This is a genomic window from Ideonella sp. P3_A4, from assembly GCF_056403075.1.
The window spans coordinates 1-759 of sequence record NZ_JBFUGE010001256.1 but is presented as its reverse complement, the minus strand read 5'-3'; the positions used below and the strand labels follow the sequence as shown (position 1 = coordinate 759).

The window sequence follows — 759 nt, the reverse complement described above, 5'->3', positions numbered from 1 at the left end:
GGGCTGGGTGGAGTAGCGCGCTGGGCTTCGACAGGCTCAGCCCGAACGGGTGTGCGGCTCAGCCCGAACGGGGAAGGAACCTCAGCCCGAACGGGCAGGGAAGGCAACTTCAATCCTCGGCCATCAGCGTCTTGCGCGCCGCCGTCAACGTTTGCTTCGCGCCCCAGTAGTCTGCCCAAGGGTCGTCTTTGACGAAGCTCAGGTACTCGCGGGCGGTAGCGATCGTCCATTGCGCGCTGCTCTTGAGGCCGTGCAATTGATCCCAGCTGATCGGCATTGAGACACCCAGGCCGGGCCGAGAGCGGGCCGAGAAGGCCGCCGCCGTCGTGGCCGCATGGCCGTTGCGAAGGTAGTCCACAAAGACCTTGCCGACGCGGTTTTTCGGCCCCGGCACGGCGACGAACTTTTGCGGGATCGTGCGGGCCATGTGCTCGACCACCGCTTTCGAAAACGCCTTGACCTCGGCGTAGCCCAGCCGCGGCGCCAGCGGCACCACCACGTGCAGCCCCTTGCCACCGGATGTCTTCAGCCAGCCTTTCAGGCCCAGCGCATCGAGCATCGCGTGCATCAGCTGCGCGGCCTCTTGCACCTCTTTCCAGCTCACGCCGTCGCCGGGGTCGAGGTCGAAGACGATGCGGTCGGGCTTGTCGATGGCCTTGGTCGTCGAGTTCCAGGTGTGGAACTCGATCACGTTCATCTGCGCCGCAGCCACGAGGGCCTTGACGTTGTCCACTGCCAGCAGTGCGCCATGCTCCGGCC

General features: G+C 65.9%; 1 protein-coding gene. It reads right to left on the bottom strand.

Translation table 11 applies throughout. The features are described from left to right. Positions 1-109: 109 nt before the first annotated feature. On the bottom strand, positions 110-759 hold a 650-nt coding region (ligD, locus tag AC1DYI_RS37410; protein ID WP_477209110.1), incomplete at its 5' end, for a non-homologous end-joining DNA ligase LigD.